The organism is Flavobacterium amniphilum, from assembly GCF_023634845.1.
GTDB lineage: Bacteria > Bacteroidota > Bacteroidia > Flavobacteriales > Flavobacteriaceae > Flavobacterium > Flavobacterium amniphilum.
In genome coordinates, this window is record NZ_JAMLJL010000028.1 from 1 (window position 1) to 26,754 (window position 26,754).

The following is a 26,754-nucleotide window of genomic DNA, read 5'->3' on the forward strand; positions in this document are numbered from 1 at the left end:
TTTCCTCTGGGCCGAATAAGCTGACAACTCACCTGATTCAATCTCTTTTACAATCTGGATCTTTAGACTTAGCGTATAATCCTTCTGGGTGCGCTTTACATAAGTGTCATGTCTTTCCATGTCGATTCTTTTTTATTGTATCGCTATTTCAGGACGGGACATAAGTAATGGTTATTCTTCTAAATCTTTCTCGCTGCCCAGTTTCAATGATACTAAAACTCCAGCCAATAAAGATACGGCGATGAATCCCAATGAAATCCATTCCGGGAATTTATAGTGGTGTACCAATAGCATCTTGATTCCCACAAAGGTTAAAATCGCAATCAAACTGTATTCCAGGTAACTGAATTTCTCCAGCATATTGGCCAAAAAGAAATACATCGAACGTAATCCGAGAATCGCAAATATATTGGAACTGAATACTAAAAACGGATCGGATGTAATGGCTAAAATAGCCGGAACGCTGTCTACCGCAAATAAAACGTCCATGATCTCAATTACGATCAAGGCCACAAATAATGGGGTAGCGGCTCTTCCTTTTTTGGTCGGAATGAAAAATTTCTCACCGTCAGTTTCTGATGTCAACGGCATGATTTTACCCAAGGCTCTGTAGATGAATGATTCTTTTGGCTCAAAATCGTCTTCTTCGCTGTTGAATAACATCTTAATCGCAGTAAACAATAAGAAGCCTCCGAATAAATAAGTGGTCCAACTGAATTTATTAATAATCAGGACACCGAAATAAATCATCAGTCCTCTGAAAACAATAGCTCCTAAAATCCCCCAGAATAAAACCCTGTGCTGGTATTTTTGCGGAATCTTAAAGGATGCAAAAATCACTGCGATCACAAATATATTGTCAATGCTTAAGGAAAGCTCAATTAAATATCCTGTAATGTATTTCATCGTAGCAGCTGCCGGCTTCAATTGGTCAGGGTTGGCCACGTGACCGTTTTGGTACAGCCAATAAATGACGCCTGAAAAAGCAAATGACAGTGAAACCCATACGGCGGTCCACATACTGGCTTCTTTGGTGGAAATTATATGTGGGTTCTTGTTGAAAACTCCTAAGTCTAATGCGAGAAAAATAAATACGGCAATTAAAAAACAAATCCAGACAGTCATATCTTATATATTTTGAGGTATACAAATATAAACTTTGATTTTGGAATATTAAATTTTATATGGTTTTGCCTCTACGAATTAAATTTTTATCAACTTACCTTTAAATTTTAGGGGGTATGTGTTGTTGTAATTTAAAAAATGAATATATTTGCTTCAAATTTAAGGGGTATAACTCAATTTAATTAATTTTATGGCAACACTACGATTTCAATCTCTGCAAAAAGCAACAGGAAGAAAGCCTGTTTCATTTGAAGAATCAGACAGAAAATCAGCGATTTTCGGCTCAAACGTATTTAATGACAAAGCAATGCGACAGTTTTTAACTGAAGAAGCATACAAAGCAGTTAAAGGCGCTCTACAGCACGGAACAAAAATCGACAGAAAATTAGCAGATTATATTGCAATGGGAATGAAAGAATGGGCGCTGTCTAAAGGAGTGACTCATTATACACACTGGTTCCAGCCTTTAACAGGTACGACTGCTGAAAAGCATGATGCTTTCTTCGAAACGTCAATGGATGGCAGTGATCCTGTAGAGAAATTCGGTGGAAGCCAATTGGTTCAACAAGAACCGGATGCCTCTTCTTTCCCGAATGGAGGAATCCGTAACACTTTCGAAGCTCGTGGTTATACGGCTTGGGATCCAACATCTCCTGCATTTATCTTTGGATCTACTTTGTGTATCCCAACGGTTTTTATTTCATATACAGGAGAAGCATTAGATAATAAAACACCTTTGTTAAGAGCTTTACATGCTATTGATACTGCTGCAACAGATGTAGCTAAATATTTTGACAAAAACGTAAAGAAAATTACACCAACATTGGGTTGGGAACAGGAATATTTTTTAATTGACAGTGCTTTAGCATCTTCACGTCCAGATATTTTGGCAACTGGAAGAACTTTATTGGGTCATACATCTTCTAAAGGACAACAATTAGATGATCATTACTTTGGTTCAATTCCTACACGTGTTTTGCAATACATGAGAGAATTAGAACACGAATGTATGTTATTGGGTATTCCGGTAAAAACACGTCACAATGAAGTGGCACCAAACCAGTTTGAGTTGGCTCCAATTTTTGAAGAAACTAATCTTGCAGTTGACCACAACTCTTTATTGATGGATGTAATGCAAAAAGTTGCAGAACGTCATGATTTTAAAGTGTTGTTCCATGAAAAGCCTTTCAAAGGAGTAAATGGTTCAGGAAAACACAATAACTGGTCATTAGCTACAGATACTGGAATCAACTTGTTGAGTCCTGGGAAAACACCAATGAGCAACTTACAATTCTTAACTTTCTTCATCAATACCATCAAAGCGGTTCACGATTATGAAGAATTATTAAGAGCAGGAATTGCATCTGCAAGTAACGACCACCGTTTAGGAGCTAACGAAGCACCGCCGGCAATTATTTCAGTATTTATCGGTCAGCAATTGACAAAAGTATTGGAAGAATTAGAAGGTGTGACAAAAGGAAAATTATCTCCTGAAGAGAAAACAGACCTTAAATTAAACGTTGTTGGTAAAATTCCGGATGTATTGTTGGATAATACCGACAGAAACAGAACATCCCCATTCGCCTTCACAGGGAATAAATTTGAATTCCGTGCTGTAGGTTCTTCTGCAAACTGCGCGGTGTCTATGACAACTTTGAACTCTATCGTTGCGAAGCAATTAATGGATTTTAAAGCAGAAGTGGATGCATTGATTGAGAAGAAAGATTTGAAGAAAGATGAGGCAATCTTCAACGTATTAAGAGAGTACATCAAGCAAACGAAGAGTATCCTTTTCGAAGGTGACGGTTATAGCGAAGCTTGGGAAAAAGAAGCTAAAAAACGCGGATTGAGCAATCACAAAACAACTCCGAAAGCGTTAAAAGCGAAAGTGTCTAAAAAAGCTATCGAATTATTCCATGAATTAGGCGTAATGAACCATGTGGAAGTGGAAGCGCGTTACGAAATCGAATTGGAAGAGTACACTAAAAAAATCCAGATCGAAGGACGTGTATTGGGTGATATTGCACGCAACCACGTAATTCCAACTGCCATCCGTTACCAAAACATCCTAATCGAAAACGTAAAAGGATTGAAAGAAATTTTCGGTAAGGACTTTGAAAAAATTGCTAAAGAGCAAATCGGTCTGATCAAAGAAATCTCCGAGCACATCGAAGGAATCAACAAAAATGTTGACGATATGATCGAGGAACGTAAAAAAGCAAACAATCTGTCTTCTTCTGAGAAAATGGCAGAAGCTTATTGTGACAAGGTAAAACCTTATTTCGATATTATCCGTGAACATTGTGATAAATTAGAGTTATTAGTGGACGACGAAATCTGGACATTGACAAAATACAGAGAGTTATTGTTTACAAAATAATTTACCTAATTATAAAAATTAAAGCCTGTTTTTTACAGGCTTTTTTTTATTTCTGCCACAAAAGGGAAAAACACCCGGCTGCTGAAAGGATAAACACCGCTATCCGTTTAACTAAAATTAGTTAGATGTTCTGTCTGTCTTTTTGTAAGATTTTTGTTTTTATTTGTAATCGATGCGGAAAAAAGTGTATTTTGTCGATTAAATGTATTGATTTGCAGATGTTTATGTTATTTTTTGTATGAAAAATATAACGAATAAAAGTTTTGTGTAACTTTGGAACTACATATCACTAAAAAACTATTTCCTTAAATAGTTCACTTTTTTATAAGTGATTTCCCATCAACTTTTGGATGCTTTTTTATAATAAGTAATTAATAACCAATTAAATATTTTTATTATGAGAAAAGTAATTTTGGGCATTCTGGTAATGCTGTTTTCTGTAGGTATTTTTGCACAGGCAAATTTAAGTGTTGTCAATCAATTGGGAATTGCGAATTCATCCGATGTTGATCAATACGGGTTGTTGAATTATTCTAATACCATGCAGGTGGGGTTAGCAAATGATTCAGAAGTTGATCAGATTGGAATTCTTAATGGAGCCGATGTTGATCAATTTGGAGCTTTTAACAGTTCAGACGTTATGCAAATCGGTATTCTTAATTCAGCCGAAGTTGATCAAGACGGTTTAGCTAATGGTTCTGGCATTTTTCAATTAGGAATTGGTAACACTGCAGAAGTTACACAAGATGGATGGTTTAACGAATCTGCTATTGCTCAGTTTGGAGTAACTAACATGGCTCAGGTTGGTCAATACGGAATTGGAAATTCAGCCGGAGTATTACAAATCGGTGAAGACAACCTTGCACAGGTTTTACAAATTGGTTTAGGTAATGACGCCACAGCATTCCAATTGGGTGAAGATAACTATTCTGGACAGTTGCAAGTTGGGGCTGATAACGAGGCTATTGCTGTTCAGTTAGGAGAAGATAATTTTTCATTGCAAATACAAGCTGGATTGTCAAATTTAGCAGATCATTTACAAATTGGATACGGAAATGCAGCAATAACTACTCAAGACGGTGTTGCTAACTGGTCATTTATCACTCAGGTCGGTGCTTACAACTTCGCTTGGACTAATCAGGAAAACTTATTCCACACAAGTTTTGTAACTCAAATCGGTGCAGGAAATGTTTCGTTAGTAAACCAAGATAACTAAAAATTAAAAATAAAGGGTTTTCAATTTGAATTGAAAACCCTTTTTAAAAAATCAAAGATGAAAACGATTTCTGTTATATTTCTTTTTTTTCTCATTCAGACTTTTTCATTAAAGGCTCAAATAGTTGATATGTCACCTGAGTATCTGGGTGTTTTGCTTGAAAACCAAAGCAGACAGAATGAAATGATTTCCCAAATGGATCAAAATTATGTTTTAAATCAAAATTTAGTGAATGTCAAACAGATAGGGAAGTTTAATGTTTCTGATGTTGTCGTAAAATCGCTTAATTATAATGTTGATGTTTCCCAGTACGGAAACAATAATACGGTTGATGTTTACAGAAACGATTTGCAAACCAGACAAGCGATATACCAACAGGGAAATAACAATACAATTAGTGATTTCTCACTTTATAGTAACCAAAGAACCAATATGAACTTTACTCAAATGGGGAATAATTTGAGGGTGACTAATTTCGGGACAAATTCCATATCGGAGAATATGACCATTTTTCAGACGGGGAATGTCAAAGAAATAATAATCATTAACAGATAAAATGAAAATGATGAAACGGTTTTTTAATGTGATATTTATTTTACTGCTGTGCTCTAATTTGGCTTTTTCACAAATAACAAATACTAAGATTAAGGCTAAAATCGAAGTGGATGAAGGAGTCGATTTAATAGCGATCACTGCAGTTGCTGAAAATTTAACCGAATCAACATTTCAAAGTCTTTCATATAAACTCTCGGTTATCCGTACAGGAAGTAATGAATCAAACAATGTGCAGGGGGGAAAATTTTCTCTTCTCGGTGATCAAAGGGTCAGTTTGTCAAAAACACAAATCAACAACAGTGAAAACAGTAAACTGATTGTTTTGCTGCTCATTTATGATGAAAATAATGTTCTTGTCGGAAAAGACAGATACGTATATGGGGACAAAACAGAAAATACTACAGGGAACAAACAAAAAAAAAATGATGGAGTAGAAATTACGGGGATAGTTTCAGATGAAACCAAAACAAAATTCGGGAAAGATTTTTACGATTTCTTCTATACCGAATTTTCAAAATTGAAACTAAACTCACCAAAAGTGATTTCTGTTGAAGAAGAAATAGCAAATACAAGAACTACCAGGATAAGGGTCAGAATAGATAGCGAAGTTTTAAATGAGTTTATTTCAAGACCTGAAGAAGAATACACTAAAGCAATGGCAGAGGAATCTGTAGTAAAGGTGTTTAATTATCTGAAAAAAATAGAAAAAGAGAGTAAGTATATCACGCAATATTAGAACTGAAGTCATGAAAAATCTAACATATATCGTGTTTCTTTTATTTTTTAGCAATACTGCGTTATCACAGGATTTGGTCTATAAGCCTAAAAATCCAGCATTGGGTGGTGATACATTCAATTACCAATGGATGTTAAGCTCTGCCGATTCACAAAATAAATACAAAGAAGAAGAGGATGACCGCTTTCAGGAACAGTCGCAATTGGAACGTTTTACTGAAAACCTGAATAACCAGTTATTAAATCAGTTGGCGAGATCTCTTTTTCAACAACAGTTTGGTACAGGATCAGGAGTAGGTGGAACGGGCGGCGGTACAGGAACCGGTACTGATGGCGGAATCCAACCGGGAATATACACCTTCGGTACATTGTCAATTGAAATTTTTAATTCTAATCTGGGATTGGTGGTAGATATACTGGATATAACTACCGGCGAACAAACTCAGGTTATAATTCCATAATAATACAGAAATACACTATTGAATTGATTAAAAAATAAAAAATGAGTTGAAAGTTATTGGGTTTTGAAGTCTTTTAAAGGTCTTGTTATGAAGCATTTTGTTAAAGTTTTCGGTATACTTGGATTTGGTTTTTTTTCAAGTTGTGGAGGGTATTTTAATCAGCCTTTAGGGATTGAGAAGCCTACGTTAGGTGAGTCTTCAGCTACATCGGTTAGCTTGAAATCACTCCCTAAGCCTGTTGAACCAATTGTTGTAGGAGTTTATAAATTCAGGGATCAAACCGGACAATACAAACCTTCCGAAAACGGAAGCAATTTCAGTACGGCCGTTACACAGGGTGCCACTACAATTTTGATTAAGGCTCTTGAAGATTCAAAATGGTTTACCCCCATTGAAAGGGAAAATCTCGGAAACTTATTGAATGAACGCAATATCATCCGCTCAACAAGACAGGAATATGCTAAAAATGCTGACCCAAACGAAACACAGCTTACTCCTTTATTGTATGCCGGGGTTTTGGTGGAAGGTGGAATTATTTCATATGATACAAATATTCTTACCGGTGGGTTTGGTGCCCGCTATTTCGGTGCCGGTGGCTCAACTAAGTACCGCCAGGACAGAATATCCGTTTACTTGCGGTTGGTTTCAACTTCAAACGGGAAAGTTCTCAAAACGGTTTATGTTTCTAAAACGATTCTTTCACAGGCTATTGATGCAAGTTTGTTCCGGTACGTGAATTTTAAACGTCTGTTGGAGGTGGAAACCGGATATACTAAAAATGAACCCATACACATGGCGGTGACTGAAGCTATTGAAAAAGCAGTCGAAGCACTTATCATTGAAGGGATAAAAGACAATTTATGGGAAATTAATGCGCCTGCCTCTAAGGTCGTACAGCTTATTAATGATTACGAAAGTGAGAAAAAAATAGCCGAAGAAACACAACTTTACGGACGGCATCTAAACGAAAAAAGAGGAATCTTTGCCATTGAAGGTGGCTTTGGAGCGGCTCTTGTAAATGACGATTATGCTAATCCACAGGCTAAACCAATGATCAGGGGTGCCCTGAAATATCAAATTTCCCCAACATTCTTCATTAGTGGCTCAACAAATCTGTACTGGCTGGGAAATAAGAACCAACTTGAAGTGGGATATGCTTCGGCCGATTTAAACCTGGAAGCAAATCTGTTGCCTTTCGATAAGTTAACACCATTTTTTTACCTCGGTGCAGGTTATAATACAAACAGCCAATTTGAAAACAGATTTTTTAAATTTCAGTTCGGGGGAGGTCTGGAGTATATGGTGACTGACCGAATGGGACTGAAATTTTTTGCCGAACAAAACCTTACCCGGTTTGATAATATCGATTATCTGACCCAAGGGGAGGAATATGATTCTTTTATAAGAGGCGGATTAGGGGTCACTATTTATTTTGGCGGAAAAAAATCAAAACAGAAAAAAGAAGTTCCGGATACAAATTTTCAGGAGTTATTAAACCAACCTAAATAGATAGCCATGAAGATATTTTTAAAAATAATCGGTTTTTTGGTCTTTACGCTGTGCTTTTTAGGTTGTAGTAAAGAATCCTTTGATGAGGGAGGTTTTGGAACTGTCAGGGGACGTGTGGTTAAAGATGTGACTTTTGAACCGCTGGCTAATGTGAAAGTTTCTTCAAATCCTAATACAAGTATTGTCTTTACTGATTCAACGGGAGCTTTTGTAATCGAGAATGTACCGGTAGGAACCTATGCGTTCCAGGCTCAGAAGGATGATTATGTTGCTAAATTTGAAAGTGGTACCGTAATCGCCAACAGCGAAATCGAAATCGTTTTTGAACTTGAACCTGAAGAAGAAATTAATCAATCGCCTTCTGCACCCGTATTGGAAAGCCCTGCCGATAACAGTATCGATTTGCCTTTAAATGTAACGCTGTCATGGTCTTCTACTGATCCTGAAGAAGATGCGCTTACTTACACGATAACGTTACTCAATGACAGAGATGAAACTGTTGTTACTATTCCTGATTTAACGGAAGATTCGTATGAACTGACCGGTTTGAAGTATTCTACAAAATACCATTGGCAGGTGGCAGTTTCTGATGGTACTAATCCCGAAGTGCTCAGTGCCGTAGGAAGTTTCAGGACGCTTGATTTTCCTAATGCCCGGTTGTTGTTCACCCGGAAAATAGAAGGAAATAACGTGGTCTTTACAGCTAATGAAGCTGGAGAAGAACTGCAAATCACTTCAAATTCTTCAAACTGCTACAGGGCTAAAAGAAACCTTCAGATCAACCGCATTGCATTTATTAAATCGGATGGTGCACAGGAACATATTTATACCATGAAGCCTGATGGTAGTGATGTGCTGAAAATAACGAATTCTGTCCCTATTGCCGGTTTTAACATGGATTATGTGACGTATTCATGGAGCGGAAACGGTAGCCAGATTATCTATCCTTATTTTGATAAACTTTATAGGATTAATGCAGATGGAAGTGGGCTGGTTCAGTTGTACCAAGTGGCAGCCGGTCAATTTATTTCTGAATGTGACTGGAGTAACGACGGAACGCTCATCGCTTTGAAAACTAACAATATAAACGGGTATAATGCCGAAATCATAATTATTGATTCTTCAGGTAATTTCGTAAGTACAATTGTGACTGGTTTTGGAGGTGCGGTAGGTAGTGTGCATTTTTCAGTGAACAACCAGCGATTGGTATATACAAGGGATATATCAGGTTATCAGTCACCTGATTACAGACAATTGGATAACTGCATATTCATGTATAATTTCCTTACGGCAACAAGCACGCAGTTAACGGTGTCAAAACCCGCAGGATCTAATGATTATGATGTCAGGTTTTCTCCTAATGAGGCCGAACTGATTTTTATGAATACTTCAAATGATGGTATTTCAACGCGTTACATCCAAAAAGTAAGCCTGACAACTACTAACAGTAGAACTACATTATTCACTAACGGTTTCATGCCTGATTGGCGTTAAACGATCAGGATTAAAGTTTAGGTGTATGAAAAAAACTATCGCACAACTTCTTTGCATGCTGTTTTTTATTTCCTGTGGCCCGGGAAAATCAACTGCACCGTCAAGCGCAAATGGAAAGGGGTACCATGAGGTGATTTACTATAATTTGTATAACGGATCACCTAAAAAATCGTTCAGGGTAATCAAAAATTTTGAAGATTATAAAGCGGTTTTTTTACCCCTAAACGTAAAAAAAATACCTAAAATCGACTTTGAAACACAAAATGTGCTGGTACTCAATGTAGGGAAAAATGATAAAGCGTTGTATGCAGTTGATGTCGAGAAAATAATTGAAGACAGTAATAAGCTTATCGTGTTGCTCAGGAAATTGGATTTTCCAAAGGAAATGGCCGATAAAAAAGTAAATTATTATCCCATAACAATCGTAAAAATTAAATCGAAAAAAGACATTATCTTAAAATAATCCCCTACTTTTATGGGATGATCCGGTTTTTATTTATTTTCTGCTTTGTATTATCGCTCAATGCACAGGAGCGTTTTTCGGTTTATTTCGATAGTAATAAACAAAATTTGAACACACTTCAAACTGAGGCTCTGCTCAATTGGATGGTTCAAAATAAAGACAGTAAAATTCTTTCCCTGCACGGCTTTACCGATGAAGACGGGTCGACCCAATACAATGATACGCTCTCGTCCAAAAGGGTAGATGCGATACTCAAAGTAATCAACGGTAAGATTAAAATCAGGGAAGATTTCAAGAAGATCAGCTTTGGGGAAAACTTCGCTCAATCGGCAAAAAAATCCGAAAACAGAAAAGTGGTTATCTATTATTTACAAGCCAAAGATTTACATAAAGAAGAAGAAATCCTGGGTTTGAAAGCCAAAGGGTATGCTGTAAAAGAAGTTAGTTTTCCGGATAAAGTAATCATCACTAATCCGAATGGTACCAAATCGGAATACAAACTCGACGTCGATTTTATGAAATCGCTCTACAACGCTCCGAAGGGGGACAAACTGAAACTCAATAACCTGAATTTTGTACTCAATACGTTTGCCGTGACTAATGAATCAAGAGGAAAGCTCTATGAGGTTTTATTGGTAATGCAACAAAATCCCAACATGAAAATTGATATCCAGGGACATGTTTGCTGTGTAAAATCAGACCGGCAGGATTTGTCAACCCAAAGGGCAAAAGCAATCTACAAGTTTCTGGAAATGAATGAAATTGCCAAAGCCCGCATGAGCTACCGCGGTTTCGGAAGTACCCAGCCTTTACACGCACTCCCTGAAAAATCAGAAGAAGAACGTGCCGCCAACCGCCGAGTCGAAATCGAAATCATTGAGAAGTAGAGTTCTTGTTAAGTGCTTAGTCCTTAGTGCTTAGTCCTTAGTATTTTTTGCTGAGAGGATATTGCTGCTTGTGGAGCCAATATTACTGCTTGTGGAACCTCTGTTGTCTATTGCGGAGTCAATATTGCTGCTTGTGGAGCCTCTGTTGTCTATTGCGGAGAGAATATTGCCGCTTGCATAGCCTCTGTTGTCTATTGCGGAGAGAATATTACTGCTTGCATAGCCTCTGTTGTCTATTGCGGAGAGAATATTACTGCTTGCATAGCCTCAGTTGTCTATTGCAGAGAGAATATTACTGCTTGCATAGCCTCTGTTATCTATTGCGGAGAGAATATTACTGTTTGCATAGCCTCTGTTGTCTATTGCAGAAAGAATATCATCTATTGCAAAGCCAATATAAAGTATTGCAGAATGAATATCAACTATTGTGGAAGCTATATTTTTAAAGATAAACCCACTAAGTACTATGGACCAAGAGCTAATTACTAATCACTAAATATTGTTAAAGCTATATTTTAAAGATAAATCCACTAAGAACTAATCACTCTTCACTAATTACTCCCCACTAATCACTAATTACTAATTACTAATTACTATATTTGCACCACAACAACTACAACAACAATAATGAGTTCAGATACTTCAAAAAGGTATGCACTTCGTGGCGTTTCTGCTGCTAAGGAAGATGTGCACAATGCAATCAAAAACATCGATAAAGGTTTATTCCCAAAAGCTTTCTGTAAAATTGTCCCTGATTATTTAACAAATGATGAGGAATATTGCTTAATCATGCATGCAGACGGTGCCGGTACAAAGTCTTCTTTGGCGTATATGTACTGGAAAGAAACCGGAGACATTTCCGTTTGGAAAGGGATCGCCCAAGATGCATTAATTATGAATATCGACGATTTGTTATGTGTCGGTGCTGTAGATAATATTATGCTGTCTTCCACTATCGGAAGAAATAAAAACCTGATTCCCGGTGAAGTGCTTTCTGCTATCATCAATGGTACAGAAGAATTAATCGACGAACTGAAATCTTTCGGTGTTACCATCAACTCAACCGGTGGGGAAACTGCCGACGTGGGTGATTTGGTTCGTACCATCATCGTCGATTCTACTGTTACGGCACGTATGAAACGTAAGGATGTAGTGGATAATGCAAACATTCAGGCCGGTGATGTTATCGTCGGACTGGCTTCTTACGGTCAGGCGAAATACGAGAAATCATACAACGGTGGAATGGGAAGTAACGGATTAACGTCTGCCCGTCACGATGTTTTCGCAAAATACCTGGCCGAAAAATACCCTGAAAGTTATGATGCTTCGGTTCCTGCCGATTTAGTGTATTCCGGAAACGTAAAACTGACAGATGCTGTCGAAGGTTCTCCAATCGATGCCGGTCAATTAGTGTTGTCGCCAACAAGAACTTACGCACCAATCATCAAAAAGATATTGGAAAAATATACTCCAAAAGATATCCACGGAATGGTACACTGTAGTGGTGGTGCACAAACCAAAGTACTGCACTTCGTTGACAATGTGCATGTGATCAAGGATAATTTATTCCCGGTTCCTCCTCTGTTTAAACTGATCCAGGAGCAATCCGGCACCGATTGGAAGGAAATGTACCAGGTGTTCAACTCAGGTCACCGCATGGAAGTGTATGTTCCGGCTGAAATTGCCAATGATATTATCGCAATCTCTGAATCTTTTGGTGTTGAGGCACAAATTGTTGGTCGTGTGGAAGCTTCTGATGCTAAAAAACTGACTATCAATTCGGAGTACGGGGTTTTTGAATATTAATCGTTTGTATTGTTGATACCTTCTGAAGTAACTGCTGCCTTTAAAAAACATCTTGAAGCACTTATCGAAGTGTCTGATTCCGAACTGGAATTCATCTTGTCTTTTTTTGAATACAGAAAATTCAAAAAGCATCAGTTTTTGATTCAGAAAGGTGGTACCGCCGAATATTCCTACTGGTTGTATGAAGGTCTGACCAAGTCTTTCTTTACTGATGAAGCGGGGAAGGAGCATATTTTGCAGTTCGCCATGGAAAATTGGTGGACGAGTGATTATGAAGCCTATTTCAGTGAACAGCCTGCTACATTGGATGTAGACTGTATCGAAAATACTACGGTTTTGTGTATTTCCTATCAAAACAGGGAAAAGCTTTGTGCGCAAATGCACAAGATGGAACATTTCTTCCGTAAGAAGGCGAACAGCGGTTACATCGCACTCCAAAAAAGATTCCTGAACAGTTACACAAACAATACAAAGGAACGTTACGATTTGTTGCTAAAACAGTATCCTGCTTTGTTTCAAAGGGTGCCAAAGGCTTTTATCGCTTCGTATCTGGGGGTAACGAGGGAAACGCTCAGCCGTTTTCAGGAGTCCTGATGTGAGGAACATCACATCATAGAATTGATTTAACTCATTCCGGATTTGTTTTCCAGTCGCGAACTTTGCTTCTGTAAAAACAATCGAAATGAAAACAATCAAATTATTTCTAAGTGTATTTTGTGCTACACTTTCTTTACAGGCACAGGAAATCTCAAAAGACAAATTATCCATTATTGCCGAAAGCAACCATCAGTGGACAGGTATTGCCATGTCGCAAACCAACAGGATGTTTGTGAACTTCCCGCGTTGGTCTGCTGATACTCCTGTGGCTGTCGCTGAGATCATTAATGGTAAAATACACCCTTTTCCGGATGCTAATTGGAATATGTATGAGGAGAATCCCAATCATTTTACTTGTGTCCAAAGTGTTTTTGTAGATAAAGCGAACCGGCTTTGGGTTTTGGATACGGGTTATGAGTTGGAAAAGGATAAAACTAAAGGAGGAAAGTTGTTTGTTTTTGACCTTCAGAAAAATGAATTGACCAAAACATATGATTTCCCGGTTGAAGCAATCACCGATAAAAGTTACCTGAATGATTTCCGTGTTGATGAGGTTAACAATAAAGTATACCTCACCGATTCCCGTTTGGGCGGATTGGTGGTATTGGATCTGAAAACAAAAGAAGTCAGAAGAATCCTTGCCAGTCATCCTTCCACTTTAGCTGAAGTACCTGAAATTACGATCGAAGGTATTCAAAGAAAGAAACCTGTGCATTCTGATGGTATCGAACTGGATAAAGAACGGAAGTATTTGTATTATTGCTCGCTTACGGGTGAAAATGTATACCGGATTCCGGTGAAGTATATCGTTGATGAAAAATATAACGATGCATTTTTAGGTGCTAAAGTGGAACAATTTGCCAAAACCGGTGCAAACGACGGTATTGCTTTTGATGGCAAAGGAAATTTGTATCTAAGCAGCCTGGAGAAAAACGGTATTTCAGTCGTGGACAAGAATGGAACTTTCAAAACGATAATTACAGATGGTTTAATTCAATGGCCGGATTCGCTCTCCTTCGGTAATGGCGGTGTTCTGTATTTTACAACGTCTCTGATTCATTTGCCTAAAGATAAAAGGCCTACATATAAGGTCTTCCGCCTGGATTTAAAATAATAGGTTTAAGTTACACGGATAAGTTTTATCTTTGATGTCAATTATAAGATGCCATGTACGAACTGCTTTTTTGGAAATATATAGATGAGGTGTATTTAAACCATCAGGAGGTTTATGAATCACTTGTGGAAAATGAACCGGTTGAAGGTTTGGAAGAATTGCCTGTCCAAGTAATAGTTAACCGTATTTCAAATGCTTTTGCCCAATGGGAAAAGGTGGACGAATTCAGCTTTAAAAACACAAAAGGAGTGGGGGCATTCCATATCATTACAACACCGCAAAGTATCCAGATTAATTGTTATGGGACAGAAGGTAAAACCATGAATAAGTTGTGTGATATCATGACCGAATTCAAATGTCCGCTATATGATCCCCAGGTGCCGGTACGCTATGATGAATTTGAAGAATAACAGATATGAAGATAGATCCAAAGAAAGGAATTGACCAACTTATTTTCGGGATGAAGCAGAAAGATGTGAAAGCATTGTATGGCAACCCCGATAAACAATACGAAGATGAAGATAGTAATGTCATTTATCTGTACAATGAGAAAAAGATTCGATTGACATTTTATGAAGATGAAGAGTTCCGTTTGGGATACCTGATTTCGTCACATCCTGAACTGGAATTGTTCTCTGAAACTATTATCGGAAAGAACTGGCCGGAAATTGAAATGTTGTTGACATCTAAGAATATCAAATCACTTGAACAGGAAAGCTTTGATTCGGTTGATAATTATTTCAATGAAAGCAACTGGATGATTTTTCAGGTAGAATACAATGAAGTGATCCGTTTCGAATTAGGTGCAGTTTTTAATGAAAAAGCCGATGAATTCGACTGGAAGTTTAAAGGATAGAGTGAGTAGCAGTTAGTGATTAGCTCTTAGTCCCATAGTAATTAGTGGGTTTATTTTAAAAAATAGAGGCTTCGCAATAGTTTATATTCTCTCAGCAATAGTTTACAGAAGCTCCACAAGAGTTTATATTGGCTTCACAAGAGTTCATATTCTCTCAGCAACAGTTTACAGAGGTTCTACAAGAGTTCATATTGGCTCCACAACAGTTTGTATTCTCTCAGCAACAGTTTACAGAGGCTCCACAAGAGTTCATATAGACGCCACAAGCGGCAATATTCTCTCAACATGAAGCGCAAGCTTCTTTTCTAATTACACTTCACTAAGTACTAAGTGCTAATTACTAATCACTAAAAAAACAAATCCCGCCTTTTGAGCGGGATTTTCTGTATTATTTAGTAACTGTTCCGGGAGCACTTTCCAGTAATTCCAATTCGAAAATTAAATTGGTATTAGGAGGGATAACTCCACCAGCTCCTTGTGGTCCATAACCTAAATTGGAAGGAATGAACAATAAGGCTTTATCTCCTAAGTTCATTTTTTCCAATCCTTCCAGGAATCCCGGGATTAAACCGTCTTTTCTTCCTGCTTGGAAAGGGAAAGGCTGATAACCGTTAGCTGCAGCTCTGTTAGGGTCAAATTTCCCGTAATCTTTCGCAACACCTTCATAACTGGTATCAAATATACTTCCGTCTTCAAAGTAACCTGCATAATGTACATATACAGTTGATCCGTCAACCGGTTTTTTTCCTGAACCTTTTGTAACAATACTGTAAATTAATCCTGATTCAGATTTTGTTCCTTCAGCTTTAGCTTTTGCAAAATAAGCCAGTTTATCTGCTTTTACTTTTGCTAATTTAGCCTCCTGTGCTTTTTGTTCTCCCACTTGTTTTGCCACATCATCTTTAAAGATTTTGGCAGCATCAAATTTTTTGGCTTTAGAACCCTTACGGATAATCGTTACTTTTTTGATTACATCGTCCTGTGCGATTTTATTCACAACATCCTGACCGGTTACAACATGACCGAAAATAGTGTGTTTACCATCTAACCATGGTGTTTCTTTGTGTGTGATGAAAAACTGTGACCCGTTAGTGCCCGGACCTGCATTAGCCATCGATAGGATACCGGGACCAGTGTGTTTTAATGTAGGGTCAAATTCATCTTTGAATTTATAACCCGGTCCACCGCTTCCGTTTCCGTCAGGATCACCACCCTGGATCATGAAGTTAGGTATTACACGGTGAAATTTTAATCCGTCGTAATAAGGCTTTCCGCTGAATTTTTCACTTACCATCGTGTTTTTTCCTTCGGCAAGCGATACAAAATTAGCTACGGTAATAGGAGTTTTTTCAAACTCTAACTGCAATAGGATTTTTCCTTTATTGGTTTCGATTTCTGCATACATTCCGTCAGGTAACTTGTCGTTCCCTGATGTGCATGAGAATAATAAAGAGAATAAACTTAAAATTAGACTTGTCATTCGATTCATTTTGGTTAATAATTATGGATATAGTTATTCATTAGTTGTTTTAGGTGCCGCAGCCGGTGCTGCCGCTGCATCCACTTTAATGTCATTAAGTGTCACTGTGTACATTAAAGGCTGGTTGGTGCCCACTTTCTTTTCATCCCCGTGATACCCGAATGCCATATGGGAAGGAAATAAAAAGCGTACGGTTTCTCCTTTTTTCATTAGTTTCAAACCATGACGCAATCCCATAATGATGTTTTGTTTGTCTACAACATATTTTTGCGGTTTTAACTCTTCCTGGGAGTAAATCACTTTACCTTTTAAATCTTTTATTTCATAATCGAAATAAGCAATCTCACCTTTGTCCGGTGTGTCGGTAGAAGCTTCGTTTTTGGTTACATAAGTATACCAATATCCTTTAGTCGAAGCTACATAATCCACTGCAGTATCTTTCTTGATGATGTCAGCAATGATGCTTTCTTCGCTTTGGTTTAATTTCTTGTTACGCTCTATTGACTTTTTCATGAATTCACCACCTGAATGCGAAACAGGTCTTCTCGCTTCCGGTTTATGACTACAGCACGTTACTAAATTCATGCCAAGTAATAAAACCATTATAATTTTTGCCAACTTCATATGCTTATTTTTTAATTTCCTTTACGATTTTTACAAAACGCGACACTGTTTCTTCCATAGTTTCCGTTGAACGTCCGCCTGCTGCATTGATGTGTCCGCCTCCGTTAAAATAAGTACGGGCAAACTGATTGACATCAAATGAATTTTGCGAACGGAACGAAATCTTGATAATACCTTCCGCTTTATTTTCGATAAAGATAGCAGTAAAATCGATTCCGTCAATAGTTAATCCATAATTAACAAAACCTTCTGTATCTCCTTTTTGATGATTATGGGCATCTAATTCGGCTTGGGTAAGCGTAATATATGAGGTTTTATACTCCGGCATCAATTGCATGTTTTGTAAGGCTTTGCCCAAAAGCTGCATACGGTCATAAGAACTCGTGTCAAACAAATTGGTATGGATTTCGGCATTGTTGATGCCTTTGTCAATCAAATCTGCCGCCACTCTGTGGGTTGTGCCTGTGGTGCTTGAAAATCTGAATGATCCGGTGTCAGTCACAATTCCGGTATACAGACAAGTCGCCACTTTGGTATTGATCAGTTGTTCCATTCCCAATTGATGGATAAAATGATACACCATTTCGCAGGTTGAACTCATCGCCGTATCTGAATACATATAACGGGCATATGAATCCGGCAGCTGATGATGGTCAATCATGATGAAGGTTTTATCCAATTGCTGTAAATAACTACCGAATAAATCGCCTGTACGGTGCAATGCGTTGAAATCAAGGGTAAAAATAATATCAGCTTCCTGAAGTTTGGGTTCACAGTTTTTTGGGTTTTCTTCAAACAACATAACCTTATCAGAATCCGGCATCCATTTTAGGAAATCAGCAAATTCATTTGGGGAAATAACCGTTACTCCGTGGTTCAGCTGCGTCAGGAAATGATACAGCCCTAAGGTTGATCCCATCGAATCACCATCCTGGTTACGGTGTGGCAGTACTACAATTTTTTTTGGAGAAGTCAGTAATGCTTTTACTGCTTCAATATCCTCTCTGTTCATCATGTCGCGAAAATACGATTTTAGTTGGAAAGATTCAAAGGTTCCAAGCGGTTATGTAACAGAAAAACAAAGTGCTTTTTAGGGCATTTTGAAAAAATATTCAGGAGAGATAGGAGTAAGGGGTCAATTATTACATCGGATCAGCAGTTACCCTGAAGGTCATATCCGATTGTACATCTACTTTCTGCATTAAAGTTTCTCTTGTGGTTACCTGTGTTCTTAGTTTGTAACTGTCAGCTTTGATGTATTTGTCCAGTTTTTTGGACGTACAGGTTAAGTTGATGCTGTTGGTTGTGACACTGATGTTATCCAGATAAGCGAGTTCAACTTCATCATTTCCATCAGTCGAAATATAGATATGGATGGCTTTTAAAAAGCTGAATGTTTTGTCTGAAGGATTAGTGATGGTTAGCTTCAGTTGCTTTAGTTTAACATCTTTTACCAAACCTGCATTGGTGTTGTTATTCTCAAATTCGGAAGTGGAATTAGTCGTAACATCAGGTGTTGGAGCGTCAAACGGTGAGTTGAACGGCAATCCGCTGTTAATTGAAAAAGTAGATTGGTCGTGTACGTCAAAAGTCATTAACCTGTCAATTACATCACATGATACCATTGCAAAAGAAAGCAATAGACTTAAGGTCAGAAAAGTAGTTTTCATTTTGGGGCAAATTTGGAGTCCAAAAGTAAAAATTTTTCCGGAAGTGAGCTTAATTATTTTATTGTGGGTGTTCCCGAAATATTTTAAAACCTTAAGCTCTAATAAGTCTAAGCGTCTAAAAATCCAATAATCCAATAATCTGACAATCTAAACTACAATTCCTCCAGCAACAACAGCCCATGCCGCAACGCAAACAACACCACACCAATAAAGTTCTTGGAATCAGTTTTTTCCATGATGCGCTTGCGGTGTGTTTCCACGGTTCGCACGTTAATAAATAATTTATCGGCAATTTCGGAACTGCTCAGTTCTTTACAGGCCAATCGGATGATATCCATTTCACGGCGGGTGATAGGAGCCGGAGAGTCTAAAAGATTGGAAGGCTTCCTTTTTTCCCACAAAATCGCTTCCCTGATAACCGAAGCCAGATCATCATCAAAAAAATAATCTTTAGCGCGGATATCTTTTATCGCTTTTTCCAGTTTTTCGGGTTCGGCATCCTTAGAGAAAAAACCGTTGGCGCCCAGTTCCATTACGCGGTGAATGCTCTCTTTGGTGGTAAGTTGTGAGATAATCAGGATTTTTACATCAGGATAATGCTTCCGTAGCTGTTTACAGGTTTCAAAACCATCCATTTCAGGCATTTGAATGTCTAATAATACCAAATCAACCGGAATGGCTTCCAGCTGCTCCATCAGTTCTTTTCCGTTTCCGGCCTGTAATACCACTTCTGCTCTTTCAATCGAATCAATCAGAAGTGCCAGGCTTTTCCGGAAAAGGCGGTGATCATCTACAAGTCCAATTTTCAGCATAGTTATCGTTTTAATGTAATTATATAATGGTTTCCTTTGGGGTTTTCCTTTTGTTTCATCTGTGCTCCGATGACTTTGAGCCTGGAACTGATGTTTTTGAGTCCGCTCCCTTTGGAAGTCTTCAATGAAGTGTAAAAATCAAAGGGGATACCATTGTCAATAATTTCAAGGGAATATTCAGCTTCAGGTGAAGACAGTAAGACCAGACAGTGTGTAACACCACCATATTTAATCATATTGGTGGTCAGTTCCTGCACTACCCGGAACAGTTCATAAGCGATTTCATTTGAAAAATCAGGAGCTTCGGTATTGCAAACAAACTCAAAAGCAATCTTCGAGTTAGTGGTCAGTCTTCCAAAATAGTCTTCCAATGCTACTTTGAATCCGGCAAGTTCGAGTAAAGGTGGCATAAGTTTGTACGAAACTTGCCTGGTATTTTCCAGTGCAGCTTCAATTCCTTCTTTGATCTCAGCAAACAGTTCCTGCTTTTCTTCGTCCTTTTCCCCACGCTGTAAAACAGAAAGATAATTCCGGATGGCATTTAAGTCTCCCGAAACACCGTCGTGTAAATCGGCAGCAATCCGGATGCGTTCTTTTTTTTCACTTTCCAAAGAAGACTGCAGTAAAAGCTCAGCTTCTTTGCGCTTCATTTTGATGAAGTAATTCTGGTAAAACAACACCAGAAATAACAATCCAAAGGCAAAAAACAACATCACTGTTGTGCCTATCCACATAACTGAATTTATTGTACTCGTGCCTTCCAAATGCCTATTAATAATAAAATCCTGAAAAAGATATTGAAAAACAGATTCAACATCCAATAATCTATAAAATATTCTTTCTCATTTTCAAGAATAACGCTTCCTAAAAGGTATAAGAAAAATGTGCCTGAAAAGTAAAATAATAATCCTGATATAAAATAAAAATGGGGATATTTTAATAAAGAATCCTCCTCTAAGTTAATAAAAGCATACTTCATCCACAAGAGTATGGCAATAATAACAAAAACGGATTCAATAAGCTGTAAATAATCGTCACCATCCATGAAATTGTCGATCTTTCCCTGATAGAGAATGAAACCAAAACAAACTGAGTAAAGTATCCCGAAGAAATAATGAAGATAAGTGTATTTACCTTTGAGTAATCGGTAAAAATACTGAATGAGCACAAAAAATTCAATGGTAGTATATACTTTGAACCAAATCGAAGGATCAACCTTAAGTATCATTGTGAATATTAACTCGTAAAGACTGCCCAAAAAAATAAGTGCCAGAAAAGGAAGTATCAGGAAAACATCTCTACTTAATTTGTTTTTTAATGTTATAAACAAGCCTAAAGGTAAAAAACCAAAAAAATAGCCAAGTAAACAAAAATAAAAGTAAATATGCATAGGGATTGCTTAAAAATAAGGCCTATGAAAATAGGCCTTATTATACATGCAAACTTACGTAATTTTATTAATCCATTAAACCGTCAATAGGGCAAATTGGAGGACATACAGTTGTTTTATTCACAATCAGTCCCTTCATGTCGTTTTCATCAGAATTTACTCCAATGAAAACCTGGTTCATACGGGCTTCTGCATAATCATAGCCATTGTAAACCCTTAGTCCGATACAGTCTTCCTGGTTCAAAATGTCTTTGATGTGGTTCTTTCCCACAAAGAAAGAGGTGACTTCATCCGGGTAGTTTTTTTTGAATTCGGAAACATAATCCTGAGCCTCTTGCAATGTGATTACTTCACCTGTGTTTACGTCTAACATATACTTATTTTTTAAAGTTATGAGACGAAAGTAAAATCCTGTGAACCCCCGTAAAATACCGGCAAACACGCATTTTATTAGGTACTTTTGCGTAAAAAATCAGGTTATTGCAAAAATGAATGTCACAGATTGGAATTTATTGCTGGGAAATTGCTCATTTTTTAAGTAGTAATGCGTACAATTTGTCCGTATTAACAAGTAATTATTTACTGATTAACTATCTTTTGAAATAACAATAACCACAAATTTCAAATCATGAAATCTGTTGTTTTATTTGTGTGTCTGTTAAGAGGGAATAAGGTGTTCTTATAATTTTATAAGACAAATTTTTCCAGATAAGATTTTGTGGTAAGTAAGGAACTTCCTATTTCGGAAGTAATCAAATCTTGTTTGCAAGGATTGGAGATACCCATTATAAATTATGCCACTCATGATTGCATCCATCTTTACACCAGATGCTCCTTCTGTGTGTGTCTGAAATTTTAAAAAGCATAATTAAGCTGATGAAGGCCTTCCGCATTTCGTTATCAGGCAATGAAGTTATTTTTTGCAATGCAATTGAAAAACCTTTGCTTTTTAGTAATGCTATTGGTGTTACTGTTGGTTTTAAAGGAATTAATGGAATTGCTTTTTCAATTAATTCCTGACTGGGGTGGGATTGCTGTAAATAAAAATTTATCAGGAAAACAATTTTTCGCTGTTTTTCAATATCAAGCAGGTCAAACCAGATAAGAATATGCTCAAGGTTTTCTTTGTTCTGGGCAAAACGGTAGATTAGTATTTCTTCGGAATCAAGCAAAATAGCTTTTGTTTTTAAGTTATATCTATTATTAATTCTGAGTTTTAATCCAGTTTGTTCGTATCGTATTTCTCTTTAAAATCTCTTATGGATTTCTTCTTATCGTCATTGTTAAAGTCAAGGTTATCCCTGTTGAAAAACCTCTTTTTCAATTCGGTAACCGCTATTGTTTTCTCGTACTCGAATTCTTTGTCGTAAATTTTATCACTGCCGAAATAAAGAAAGTCTTCATGGAAATAAAATAGTCCCCAATTAAGGGTTTCGTCAAATACTATCAAGTCGTCGGCAAAGAAAAGGCCCTCCCAGTATTTAATGACCATTTTCCAAGTTAATGCGATTGATTGTTCACTTCTGTCTCCTTCAATATATACCAATCTGTTAAACGGAATTGGTTTACTGTACAGCCACTTTTTAATTTCTTTCCCGCAATCTTCGGTTACTTCAAAATCTTCAACCGTTTTAAAATACCGTTCATTAAAGGGTTTCCATAACGGTCCGGTTATCATTTTGGAACTGAAAATGTAATTTCGGATAAATTCGCTTGCTTCTTTATTGAGAAAGAAAATCTGGTCCTTATGTTCCTGCGGAATGGCATTTGCCTCTTCAGGTGACCACAGAAAACTCAACGAATCGGGAAAGTCGGTTGAATAGCTTTTTATGTTATCAAAAGTGATCATTTTGGTTTGTTGTGGAGTTCAGTAACATCCAATTTTTGCAAATATACCGAAGTTCGGTAATATAATCGTTTGCCAAAACTGTATTCGGGTATTGGGTATTTTCAGCTTATACGGTTTATTGTATTTCTTTTTTATCAGGAATCACAATTTTGTCCGATATTGTATCTTAAATTTTAACCAACTTTGTATCAGGTTATATCACAACACAATGAAAAATTTCTCCAATAGTTTAAGTTCGATATATTTAGTTGTTTTAGGGATAATATGTGTGCAAACTGGTGCTGCATTTGCAAAATACCTGTTTCCGGCTTTGGGGGCAAACGGAACGGTAAGTGTGCGGCTGGCCTTCGCTTCAATTATTCTTTTGCTGGTGTTCAGGGTCAAAATCTTTGGCAGAAAGAAATCAGATTATTTATGGTGTCTGCTGTATGGAATCTCGCTGGCCGGAATGAATTTATCGTTTTATCTGGCCATTAGCCGCGTTCCCCTCGGATTGGGAGTGACTTTTGAATTCTTGGGCCCGTTAATTCTGGCTATATCGCTCTCACGCAAATATACTGATTTTATCTGGGCCGCTCTGGCCGGATTGGGAATTGCCCTGATAACACCATGGAATAATTCGGGTTCGATAGATATGATAGGGATTTTACTGGCGCTTCTGGCAGGATTATTCTGGGTGGGGTATATCCTGTGCGGAAAGAAAATATCTGGAAAAATGAAACCCATTGATGCAGTGGCATTGGGTATGTTTGCGGCTTTTCTTCTGGTACTGCCGTTCGGATTAAACGACGGTGTTGTCGAAAAGATGAATCTAAAACTAATGGCTATCGGAATCTGTGTGGCATTGCTGTCAAGCGCAATTCCTTTCAGTTTGGATATGAAAGCTTTTAAAAACATATCGTCAAAAACCTACAGTATTTTAATGAGCCTGCATCCCGCTGTTGCTGCTTTGTCCGGTCTTCTGTTTTTAGGGGAGAAGTTGAGCTTCACCCAAAGCTGCTCTGTCCTTTTTGTGGTGGCGGCAAGTATAGGATCGGCAATAACTTCGAAGAAGTAATTGAATAAAACGGTTCTTCTGCAGTTAGCATCTTTAATCGCATCGTGACTGTCGGGCTTTACCGGAAAGGATTTTCTGTTTGTCCTTTAAATTCTTCTATATATTCAGGTTTTTTTTTAAATTAATCATGCATCCGGTTTAGCTGGTCTTCATGATCCAAATGATGATGTTGTCTGTTTTACCATACCCTCCACCACGGTTTTACAGTCTTTGGTTGTGCCACTTTACTTTTGTTTATTGCATCATCCAGCCAGTTTTCATACCAGTCTAAAAAGTTGGATTCGTCTGCAAGATGCGGCCGGTATTCTACTTCGTCATATAGGTAAATGACTCGTCCTTTCTCTTTTCCGTTTAAAACAAGTCCCTGATATCCGCTACAGCCACAAAATCCTATGACTAAAATCCCCGAGAATACTTTTTCCAAATGTCTGTCGTAATCTTCATCAGTAATGTCTTGACCAAGGTTTTCATATATGTTTTCCCATGTAGCTTCAGTCATACTTGGATTAAAAAAGAAGTCATTTTGCAGATAGTCAGTGTTTTGAATCAATACATTGACCAGTGTTTCTAATTTGTAAATTCCGTAATTGGGTCCGGCAGCCGAATTACCCACAATACTGTTAGGATATTCAATCCCGCCATTGCCCACCTCTGTAATAAAGGATTTGTAACACGGAGGCAATGTGATTTTATACTTTGCCTCAAATTCAGCTACTTCATGTGCGTAAGCAGGCCGTCCTAAATAATATTTATGGTAGTCTGCTCCAAAAATTTCAAGCCTCCTGTCTAAGCTTTTAATTGTTTTAAGCTTGTCTTTTATTCTTCTTACTTGTTCAGTGTAATACATAAACTGTTTTGTGTAATGGTTTTATTTGCAGGAGATTGCTTCTGTTCTTAAGTAGGCACTTTCTTGTGTTGAATAATAATATTTTGCAACGGTACATTCACAATTCTCTTTAGCCAAATCATAGATAATGACTCTGGGACCATGGGTAAAATTACCGCGCCCCCAATCTGTTATTTTGAATCCTTTCTTCTTAAGAATCCGGACAAAAACAGATTTTTCATCCGAATCATCAGGAATTTTATCAGCCAATGATTCATAAAGGTCTTTTACTTCTATTGGTCTGTTATTTTTTTGCTTTATTGCAAAATCAACAACATCTTCTTCAAAACTTTGGCTATGTACGATTTTATCTTGTTGGCAGGAAACAGATAAAACTAAAAATAGAATCAATATGATGTTTTTCATGTTATCGGAATATAAGTTTACCAGAATCTCCACCAGGGTCTTTGGGTTTCTTTTCCGGAATCAGATTTCTCTTCCTCTATACGGTTTCCGGTTTCGTCATAACGCTCATGATCATCGCCTATGACTTTGGCATTTAAATCTCCTGCAATTTTTACCATTGCGATGATAGCATCTTTATCGGGGTTCTTGGTATGGATATTTCCGCACTCTTCCCAATACCATAAAGGCCAATCCTCATTTTGGCCGACATGGTAAAAAGAATTCCGGTCATTATCCGGATCGTTGTATAGATTTGGGTTTTTGGATACATATTCTGTCCATTCTTCAAAACTGATTATGTTTTGGTCTTCATCATCAAACCATGTGTCTTTTCGGGTTATATGTAAGTTGTACCCCATATTTATTTTGTATGTATTAAGATTTATTGTAATCCTGATTTGGCCTTGGTATTTCTGTTTCAGACTTTTCCGTTTAGACCAAAACCAACTATATAAAATTACTTTTTTTTCTAAAACTTCTTATGAATTTAAGAAACATAAACGATTCATTAATTCCTAACGTATTCGTTTCGGTTAAATTACCGTTTTAAGTTGTTTTCAATTAACCTGCGTAAAGAGGCCATTCCTTTATAAAGTCCAACTCATTTGCTTTCCCATATTCAGAAATTAGCTTGTCCATCAGTGCAGGGGAAATGAAAATCTGGTTGTTCATCAATAAATAAATCCTGTAGCCATCATATTCAGCTGTTTTGAAAGTATCTAAATCCAGATGGTGTTTCAGTTCAATCTCCGAATAATCAGTCCGCGTTTCGTCTGTGGATTTTCTCCAGATGCTTACCTGGTTTGTCGCAATGATTTGATCAGCCGCATATTTGTTTAAAATTGCCGCAATTGGAGTATGAACTAAATGCCCGGCATGAAGTATGGGCTTGAATTGGCCAAACTCGAGAACCCTGTATTTGTTTTCGTTGATTTTGTCTACACTTACTGTTTTTTCACGATAATCGTCTCGATTAGTCAGCCGGTATAGTTGTGGTTTGTCGATATGGGGTCAATTTCAGGTTTGTTGGTGATTATTGTAGATGCTTTCCGACCCATATGCTGCTTTTAGGATTATGTGGCTGTATTCATTTTTCCAAAGATATATTTTTTTTACTAAGGAGAAGTAGGGTTTATACTATCCTGAAAGCATTTGTTGATTGGTTTGGGATAAAAAAAAGGGATGAACACAACAAGTGTTCATCCCTTTTTATTGAATAACGTTTTAAACGGATTATTTAATTTATATTCTTTGTAGGCACGGATTGCAAATCCGCCTTTACTTTGTCTTAGATAAAAAATGATTATCTTTTTCAAAGGAAAGCAGAGGTGAACTATCAAATCCGCCAAGCTCGTTACTTATATAGCGCAATAGTCCTCTGCC

The 26,754-nt window shown here is 37.4% G+C and carries 29 protein-coding genes; 15 read left to right on the top strand and 14 right to left on the bottom strand.

Annotated elements, in window-relative coordinates; all coding sequences use genetic code 11:
* Nucleotides 1-171 precede the first annotated feature (171 nt).
* Nucleotides 172-1,125: a TerC family protein gene (locus NAT51_RS18935; RefSeq protein ID WP_250601542.1), complete on the bottom strand. Its 954-nt coding sequence runs from the start codon at nucleotides 1,123-1,125 to the stop codon at nucleotides 172-174.
* Nucleotides 1,126-1,315: 190 nt separating this feature from the next.
* Here NAT51_RS18935 and NAT51_RS18940 point away from each other — a divergent pair, with 190 nt between their 5' ends.
* The 14 genes from NAT51_RS18940 to NAT51_RS19005 all read left to right on the top strand — a co-directional run bounded on the left by NAT51_RS18940 (nucleotide 1,316) and on the right by NAT51_RS19005 (nucleotide 15,198).
* Nucleotides 1,316-3,505, top strand: a complete 2,190-nt coding sequence (locus NAT51_RS18940; RefSeq protein WP_250601544.1) for a glutamine synthetase III family protein — start codon at nucleotides 1,316-1,318, stop codon at nucleotides 3,503-3,505.
* 397 nt (nucleotides 3,506-3,902) lie between these two features.
* Nucleotides 3,903-4,721, top strand: a complete 819-nt coding sequence (locus NAT51_RS18945; protein WP_250601546.1) for a hypothetical protein — start codon at nucleotides 3,903-3,905, stop codon at nucleotides 4,719-4,721.
* 57 nt (nucleotides 4,722-4,778) lie between these two features.
* On the top strand, nucleotides 4,779-5,276 hold the full coding sequence (locus NAT51_RS18950) for a hypothetical protein (protein WP_250601548.1): 498 nt from the start codon (nucleotides 4,779-4,781) through the stop codon (nucleotides 5,274-5,276).
* A 7-nt stretch (nucleotides 5,277-5,283) separates the two neighbouring features.
* Nucleotides 5,284-6,012 (top strand): curli production assembly/transport protein CsgE, encoded by a 729-nt coding sequence (locus NAT51_RS18955; protein WP_250601550.1) that lies wholly within the window; start codon nucleotides 5,284-5,286, stop codon nucleotides 6,010-6,012.
* Nucleotides 6,013-6,022: 10 nt separating this feature from the next.
* Complete coding sequence (locus NAT51_RS18960; RefSeq protein ID WP_250601552.1) at nucleotides 6,023-6,472, top strand: curli assembly protein CsgF; 450 nt, start codon at nucleotides 6,023-6,025, stop codon at nucleotides 6,470-6,472.
* A gap of 87 nt (nucleotides 6,473-6,559) precedes the next feature.
* Complete coding sequence (locus NAT51_RS18965) at nucleotides 6,560-7,981, top strand: CsgG/HfaB family protein (RefSeq protein WP_250601554.1); 1,422 nt, start codon at nucleotides 6,560-6,562, stop codon at nucleotides 7,979-7,981.
* 6 nt (nucleotides 7,982-7,987) lie between these two features.
* Nucleotides 7,988-9,475: a carboxypeptidase regulatory-like domain-containing protein gene (locus NAT51_RS18970; RefSeq protein ID WP_250601556.1), complete on the top strand. Its 1,488-nt coding sequence runs from the start codon at nucleotides 7,988-7,990 to the stop codon at nucleotides 9,473-9,475.
* A 25-nt stretch (nucleotides 9,476-9,500) separates the two neighbouring features.
* A complete protein-coding gene (locus NAT51_RS18975) occupies nucleotides 9,501-9,938 on the top strand; it encodes a hypothetical protein (RefSeq protein WP_250601558.1) in 438 nt (145 codons plus the stop codon).
* A gap of 17 nt (nucleotides 9,939-9,955) precedes the next feature.
* The gene (locus NAT51_RS18980) at nucleotides 9,956-10,825 is read left to right on the top strand and encodes an OmpA family protein (RefSeq protein ID WP_250601560.1); all 870 of its coding nucleotides are present in this window, start codon (nucleotides 9,956-9,958) and stop codon (nucleotides 10,823-10,825) included.
* Between the two features lie 627 nt (nucleotides 10,826-11,452).
* Nucleotides 11,453-12,631 carry an AIR synthase related protein gene (locus NAT51_RS18985; RefSeq protein WP_250601562.1) on the top strand — a complete coding sequence of 393 codons (1,179 nt, stop codon included), beginning with the start codon at nucleotides 11,453-11,455 and terminating at the stop codon, nucleotides 12,629-12,631.
* Between the two features lie 9 nt (nucleotides 12,632-12,640).
* The gene (locus NAT51_RS18990; RefSeq protein ID WP_250601564.1) at nucleotides 12,641-13,225 is read left to right on the top strand and encodes a Crp/Fnr family transcriptional regulator; all 585 of its coding nucleotides are present in this window, start codon (nucleotides 12,641-12,643) and stop codon (nucleotides 13,223-13,225) included.
* Nucleotides 13,226-13,313: 88 nt separating this feature from the next.
* The gene (locus tag NAT51_RS18995) at nucleotides 13,314-14,342 is read left to right on the top strand and encodes an SMP-30/gluconolactonase/LRE family protein (protein ID WP_250601566.1); all 1,029 of its coding nucleotides are present in this window, start codon (nucleotides 13,314-13,316) and stop codon (nucleotides 14,340-14,342) included.
* 53 nt (nucleotides 14,343-14,395) lie between these two features.
* Nucleotides 14,396-14,752 (top strand): hypothetical protein, encoded by a 357-nt coding sequence (locus NAT51_RS19000; RefSeq protein ID WP_250601568.1) that lies wholly within the window; start codon nucleotides 14,396-14,398, stop codon nucleotides 14,750-14,752.
* 5 nt (nucleotides 14,753-14,757) lie between these two features.
* Nucleotides 14,758-15,198, top strand: a complete 441-nt coding sequence (locus tag NAT51_RS19005) for a hypothetical protein (RefSeq protein WP_250601570.1) — start codon at nucleotides 14,758-14,760, stop codon at nucleotides 15,196-15,198.
* Nucleotides 15,199-15,586: 388 nt separating this feature from the next.
* Here NAT51_RS19005 and NAT51_RS19010 read toward each other — a convergent pair whose 3' ends face one another.
* The 10 genes from NAT51_RS19010 to NAT51_RS19055 form a co-directional block, all read right to left on the bottom strand.
* A complete protein-coding gene (locus tag NAT51_RS19010) occupies nucleotides 15,587-16,687 on the bottom strand; it encodes a peptidylprolyl isomerase (RefSeq protein ID WP_250601572.1) in 1,101 nt (366 codons plus the stop codon).
* A gap of 24 nt (nucleotides 16,688-16,711) precedes the next feature.
* Nucleotides 16,712-17,302, bottom strand: coding sequence for a gliding motility-associated peptidyl-prolyl isomerase GldI (gene gldI, locus NAT51_RS19015; protein ID WP_250601574.1), 591 nt, complete (start codon nucleotides 17,300-17,302; stop codon nucleotides 16,712-16,714).
* Between the two features lie 4 nt (nucleotides 17,303-17,306).
* Nucleotides 17,307-18,314 carry a DHH family phosphoesterase gene (locus NAT51_RS19020; protein ID WP_250601604.1) on the bottom strand — a complete coding sequence of 336 codons (1,008 nt, stop codon included), beginning with the start codon at nucleotides 18,312-18,314 and terminating at the stop codon, nucleotides 17,307-17,309.
* A gap of 130 nt (nucleotides 18,315-18,444) precedes the next feature.
* A complete protein-coding gene (locus tag NAT51_RS19025) occupies nucleotides 18,445-18,972 on the bottom strand; it encodes a hypothetical protein (RefSeq protein WP_250601576.1) in 528 nt (175 codons plus the stop codon).
* A gap of 152 nt (nucleotides 18,973-19,124) precedes the next feature.
* On the bottom strand, nucleotides 19,125-19,784 hold the full coding sequence (locus tag NAT51_RS19030) for a response regulator transcription factor (protein WP_250601578.1): 660 nt from the start codon (nucleotides 19,782-19,784) through the stop codon (nucleotides 19,125-19,127).
* Nucleotides 19,785-19,786: 2 nt separating this feature from the next.
* The gene (locus NAT51_RS19035; protein WP_250601580.1) at nucleotides 19,787-20,518 is read right to left on the bottom strand and encodes a sensor histidine kinase; all 732 of its coding nucleotides are present in this window, start codon (nucleotides 20,516-20,518) and stop codon (nucleotides 19,787-19,789) included.
* 8 nt (nucleotides 20,519-20,526) lie between these two features.
* Nucleotides 20,527-21,012, bottom strand: coding sequence for a hypothetical protein (locus tag NAT51_RS19040; protein WP_250601582.1), 486 nt, complete (start codon nucleotides 21,010-21,012; stop codon nucleotides 20,527-20,529).
* Nucleotides 21,013-21,241: 229 nt separating this feature from the next.
* Nucleotides 21,242-21,547 (bottom strand): hypothetical protein, encoded by a 306-nt coding sequence (locus tag NAT51_RS19045; RefSeq protein ID WP_250601584.1) that lies wholly within the window; start codon nucleotides 21,545-21,547, stop codon nucleotides 21,242-21,244.
* 412 nt (nucleotides 21,548-21,959) lie between these two features.
* Nucleotides 21,960-22,346 carry a DUF5958 family protein gene (locus tag NAT51_RS19050; RefSeq protein WP_250601585.1) on the bottom strand — a complete coding sequence of 129 codons (387 nt, stop codon included), beginning with the start codon at nucleotides 22,344-22,346 and terminating at the stop codon, nucleotides 21,960-21,962.
* A gap of 44 nt (nucleotides 22,347-22,390) precedes the next feature.
* Nucleotides 22,391-23,023 carry a hypothetical protein gene (locus NAT51_RS19055; protein ID WP_250601587.1) on the bottom strand — a complete coding sequence of 211 codons (633 nt, stop codon included), beginning with the start codon at nucleotides 23,021-23,023 and terminating at the stop codon, nucleotides 22,391-22,393.
* A gap of 208 nt (nucleotides 23,024-23,231) precedes the next feature.
* Here NAT51_RS19055 and NAT51_RS19060 point away from each other — a divergent pair, with 208 nt between their 5' ends.
* Nucleotides 23,232-24,080 (top strand): EamA family transporter, encoded by an 849-nt coding sequence (locus NAT51_RS19060; protein WP_250601589.1) that lies wholly within the window; start codon nucleotides 23,232-23,234, stop codon nucleotides 24,078-24,080.
* 178 nt (nucleotides 24,081-24,258) lie between these two features.
* On the opposite strand, the gene NAT51_RS19065 is transcribed toward NAT51_RS19060, so the two are convergent.
* From NAT51_RS19065 to NAT51_RS19075, 3 genes are read right to left on the bottom strand one after another with little or no spacing between them, the layout of a single operon-like run.
* The gene (locus NAT51_RS19065) at nucleotides 24,259-24,927 is read right to left on the bottom strand and encodes an SMI1/KNR4 family protein (protein ID WP_250601592.1); all 669 of its coding nucleotides are present in this window, start codon (nucleotides 24,925-24,927) and stop codon (nucleotides 24,259-24,261) included.
* 21 nt (nucleotides 24,928-24,948) lie between these two features.
* On the bottom strand, nucleotides 24,949-25,332 hold the full coding sequence (locus tag NAT51_RS19070; protein ID WP_250601600.1) for a hypothetical protein: 384 nt from the start codon (nucleotides 25,330-25,332) through the stop codon (nucleotides 24,949-24,951).
* A 17-nt stretch (nucleotides 25,333-25,349) separates the two neighbouring features.
* Nucleotides 25,350-25,730: a hypothetical protein gene (locus NAT51_RS19075; RefSeq protein ID WP_250601602.1), complete on the bottom strand. Its 381-nt coding sequence runs from the start codon at nucleotides 25,728-25,730 to the stop codon at nucleotides 25,350-25,352.
* Nucleotides 25,731-26,754 lie beyond the last annotated feature (1,024 nt).

Bases quoted from the DNA above. Each gene is read 5' to 3' on its own strand.
- NAT51_RS18935 (WP_250601542.1), bottom strand. From the start codon at position 1,125: ATGACTGTCTGGATTTGTTTTTTAATTGCCGTATTTATTTTTCTCGCA.
- NAT51_RS18940 (WP_250601544.1), top strand. From the start codon at position 1,316: ATGGCAACACTACGATTTCAATCTCTGCAAAAAGCAACAGGAAGAAAG.
- NAT51_RS18945 (WP_250601546.1), top strand. From the start codon at position 3,903: ATGAGAAAAGTAATTTTGGGCATTCTGGTAATGCTGTTTTCTGTAGGT.
- NAT51_RS18950 (WP_250601548.1), top strand. From the start codon at position 4,779: ATGAAAACGATTTCTGTTATATTTCTTTTTTTTCTCATTCAGACTTTT.
- NAT51_RS18955 (WP_250601550.1), top strand. From the start codon at position 5,284: ATGATGAAACGGTTTTTTAATGTGATATTTATTTTACTGCTGTGCTCT.
- NAT51_RS18960 (WP_250601552.1), top strand. From the start codon at position 6,023: ATGAAAAATCTAACATATATCGTGTTTCTTTTATTTTTTAGCAATACT.
- NAT51_RS18965 (WP_250601554.1), top strand. From the start codon at position 6,560: ATGAAGCATTTTGTTAAAGTTTTCGGTATACTTGGATTTGGTTTTTTT.
- NAT51_RS18970 (WP_250601556.1), top strand. From the start codon at position 7,988: ATGAAGATATTTTTAAAAATAATCGGTTTTTTGGTCTTTACGCTGTGC.
- NAT51_RS18975 (WP_250601558.1), top strand. From the start codon at position 9,501: ATGAAAAAAACTATCGCACAACTTCTTTGCATGCTGTTTTTTATTTCC.
- NAT51_RS18980 (WP_250601560.1), top strand. From the start codon at position 9,956: ATGATCCGGTTTTTATTTATTTTCTGCTTTGTATTATCGCTCAATGCA.
- NAT51_RS18985 (WP_250601562.1), top strand. From the start codon at position 11,453: ATGAGTTCAGATACTTCAAAAAGGTATGCACTTCGTGGCGTTTCTGCT.
- NAT51_RS18995 (WP_250601566.1), top strand. From the start codon at position 13,314: ATGAAAACAATCAAATTATTTCTAAGTGTATTTTGTGCTACACTTTCT.
- NAT51_RS19000 (WP_250601568.1), top strand. From the start codon at position 14,396: ATGTACGAACTGCTTTTTTGGAAATATATAGATGAGGTGTATTTAAAC.
- NAT51_RS19005 (WP_250601570.1), top strand. From the start codon at position 14,758: ATGAAGATAGATCCAAAGAAAGGAATTGACCAACTTATTTTCGGGATG.
- NAT51_RS19010 (WP_250601572.1), bottom strand. From the start codon at position 16,687: ATGAATCGAATGACAAGTCTAATTTTAAGTTTATTCTCTTTATTATTC.
- gldI (WP_250601574.1), bottom strand. From the start codon at position 17,302: ATGAAGTTGGCAAAAATTATAATGGTTTTATTACTTGGCATGAATTTA.
- NAT51_RS19020 (WP_250601604.1), bottom strand. From the start codon at position 18,314: ATGAACAGAGAGGATATTGAAGCAGTAAAAGCATTACTGACTTCTCCA.
- NAT51_RS19025 (WP_250601576.1), bottom strand. From the start codon at position 18,972: ATGAAAACTACTTTTCTGACCTTAAGTCTATTGCTTTCTTTTGCAATG.
- NAT51_RS19030 (WP_250601578.1), bottom strand. From the start codon at position 19,784: ATGCTGAAAATTGGACTTGTAGATGATCACCGCCTTTTCCGGAAAAGC.
- NAT51_RS19035 (WP_250601580.1), bottom strand. From the start codon at position 20,518: ATGTGGATAGGCACAACAGTGATGTTGTTTTTTGCCTTTGGATTGTTA.
- NAT51_RS19040 (WP_250601582.1), bottom strand. From the start codon at position 21,012: ATGATACTTAAGGTTGATCCTTCGATTTGGTTCAAAGTATATACTACC.
- NAT51_RS19045 (WP_250601584.1), bottom strand. From the start codon at position 21,547: ATGTTAGACGTAAACACAGGTGAAGTAATCACATTGCAAGAGGCTCAG.
- NAT51_RS19055 (WP_250601587.1), bottom strand. From the start codon at position 23,023: ATGATCACTTTTGATAACATAAAAAGCTATTCAACCGACTTTCCCGAT.
- NAT51_RS19060 (WP_250601589.1), top strand. From the start codon at position 23,232: ATGAAAAATTTCTCCAATAGTTTAAGTTCGATATATTTAGTTGTTTTA.
- NAT51_RS19065 (WP_250601592.1), bottom strand. From the start codon at position 24,927: ATGTATTACACTGAACAAGTAAGAAGAATAAAAGACAAGCTTAAAACA.
- NAT51_RS19070 (WP_250601600.1), bottom strand. From the start codon at position 25,332: ATGAAAAACATCATATTGATTCTATTTTTAGTTTTATCTGTTTCCTGC.
- NAT51_RS19075 (WP_250601602.1), bottom strand. From the start codon at position 25,730: ATGGGGTACAACTTACATATAACCCGAAAAGACACATGGTTTGATGAT.